Here is a 2,059-nt window from a genome sequence, read left to right as displayed (position 1 = left end):
CGTGCTCTTGCCCGAGCCGGTGGGGCCCACGACGGCCACCGTCTCCCCCGGCGCGATGCGCAGCGAAAAGTCGCGCAGCACCGGGTCGCGGCCGCGGTAGGCGAACGAGACGTCGCGCATCTCCACGTCGCCGCGGACGGTCTCGGCCGGCAGGACGCGGTCGCCGGGGTGCGCCTCCACGGGCGTGTCCAGCACGCCGAAGATGCGGCGCGTGGACGCCATCGCCCGCTGGTACTGGTCCAGTGTCTCGCCCAGGCGCGTGAGCGGCCACAGCAGCCGTTGCGTGATGTAGACGAGGAACGAGTAGGTGCCCACGGCCAGCGCCCCGTCCAGCACCCGGAACCCGCCAAAGACGAGTGTCCCCGTAAAGCCCACGAGGATCAGGATGCGGACCAGGGGGACGAACGCGGCGCTGTACGAGATGGCGCGGCGGTTGGCCTCGCGGTACGCCTGGCTGTCCGCCTCCACGCGGGCCGTCTCGTGCGCCTCGGCCGCGTACGCCTTGATGGTCGTGACGCCGCTGAGGTTGCTGGCCAGCCGCGCGTTCACGGCGCCGGCCTTTTCGCGGACGGCGGCGTACAGCGGCTCCAGCCGCTTCTGGAACGCGATGGAGCCCCAGACCACGAACGGCATGGGCAGCATGGCCATCCACGCCACCTCCGGCGCCATGATGAAGAACGTCCCGCCCACCACGAGCACCGTCGTCGTCACCTGGATGATCTCGTTGGCGCCCGTGTCCAGGAACCGCTCCAGCTGGTTCACGTCGTCGCCCAGGACGGACATCAGCCCGCCCGTGCTGCGCTCCTCGAAGTACGCCAGGTCCAGGTCCTGGAGGTGCGCGTAGCCCTGCAGCCGCAGCTCGTGCTGTACCGTCTGCGCCAGGTTGCGCCACAGCACGCCGTACAGGTACTGAAAGAGCGACTCCATCACCCACACCACGAAGGTGATGGCGGCCAGGATGACGAGCTGCTGCCGCGGATCGGCAAAGCCCAGGCTGGCGATGACGGACTGCCGCCCGCGCACCACCACGTCCACCGCCACGCCGATGAGCGCCTCGGGCGCCAGGTCGAACAGCTTGTTGAGCACGGAGCAGGCGGACGCCAGGAACGTCTGCCGGCGGTGCGGGCGGGCGTAGCGGATCAGCCGGCGCAGGGGATGTCCCCCGTCCGCGCCGCGTGTTTCGTTGTCGTGCACGAGCGGATACACCTGGGAAGTGGATGGCCTTCGGTCGGCGCGGCACAAAGTCGCGCGGTGCGGCGCGACCGCGCCAGGGCAGGGACGGATCCGGACATCCGAGCCGGGGGATCGGCCGCTCGGCGTCGGCATGCGAAAACGTGCGAGGGGCGCCCCATCCGGAGCGCCCCCTTCTTCATCCGACCCTGATCGTTCCGTGCCTCAGCAGTTGAAGTCCCAGGAGACCGGCTGGGGGTTGCAGTACGGCGGAGCCGGGCACGAGTAGCACGAGTCCTGGAGGCCCGTGTGGCACTGGTCGCCGCTCGGGTACGTGTAGGTGTGCGCGTGCACGGTGCCCCCGCGGCCCTCTGCCCCGGCGTCGAAGGACGACACCTTGATCTGTTCGAGGTTGAGCTTGAGCTTCTTCACGGGCTGCCTCCTTGAAGAGAGATGATCCGCAACGTTGCGGTTCGTTCATCCTATCACCGAACGGCGCGGATCGACAATACCGGCTGAAACGGATTGTGTGCGAGGGGCCGGGCGTCGCACGCCGATCGTCCGGTGCAGGCGCGGCATCCGGGCTGCTTCCGGGGGATGACGCATTTCGACACGCCCGCGTCCACGCCACGGGACGCCGGCCGCGCCGTGGGGAGGACGGATCCTTTGCCCGCACGCGGCACTGCGCCCCGGAATGGCGAGAAACAACGGCGTGGCGCGGCGGGTACGCGGATTGCCCCTGGGTCGTCCCGGGCGCGCTGAACCGCGGCGCATCCGGCCGATTCACCCGACGTTCATCGCAGCACCATGCGTATCAACCACTTCGCGCGCGCCGGCGTGCTGGCCCTGGCGGCCGCCGGCCTGGTCGCCGCGTCCGCGCCGGCGCTGG

General features: G+C 70.2%; 2 protein-coding genes. Both read right to left on the bottom strand.

The window, feature by feature from the left end; all coding sequences use genetic code 11:
- A partial coding sequence (locus VFZ20_RS24480; RefSeq protein ID WP_329686584.1) for an ABC transporter transmembrane domain-containing protein occupies window positions 1-1,194 on the bottom strand: 1,194 nt, incomplete at its 3' end.
- A 201-nt stretch (window positions 1,195-1,395) separates the two neighbouring features.
- The gene (locus tag VFZ20_RS24475; protein ID WP_329686583.1) at window positions 1,396-1,602 is read right to left on the bottom strand and encodes a hypothetical protein; all 207 of its coding nucleotides are present in this window, start codon (window positions 1,600-1,602) and stop codon (window positions 1,396-1,398) included.
- Window positions 1,603-2,059 lie beyond the last annotated feature (457 nt).

This window comes from Longimicrobium sp. (assembly GCF_036280135.1).
GTDB lineage: Bacteria > Gemmatimonadota > Gemmatimonadetes > Longimicrobiales > Longimicrobiaceae > Longimicrobium.
The sequence above is the reverse complement of the archived record's forward strand: the minus strand, read 5'-3'. Positions and strand labels throughout refer to the sequence as shown.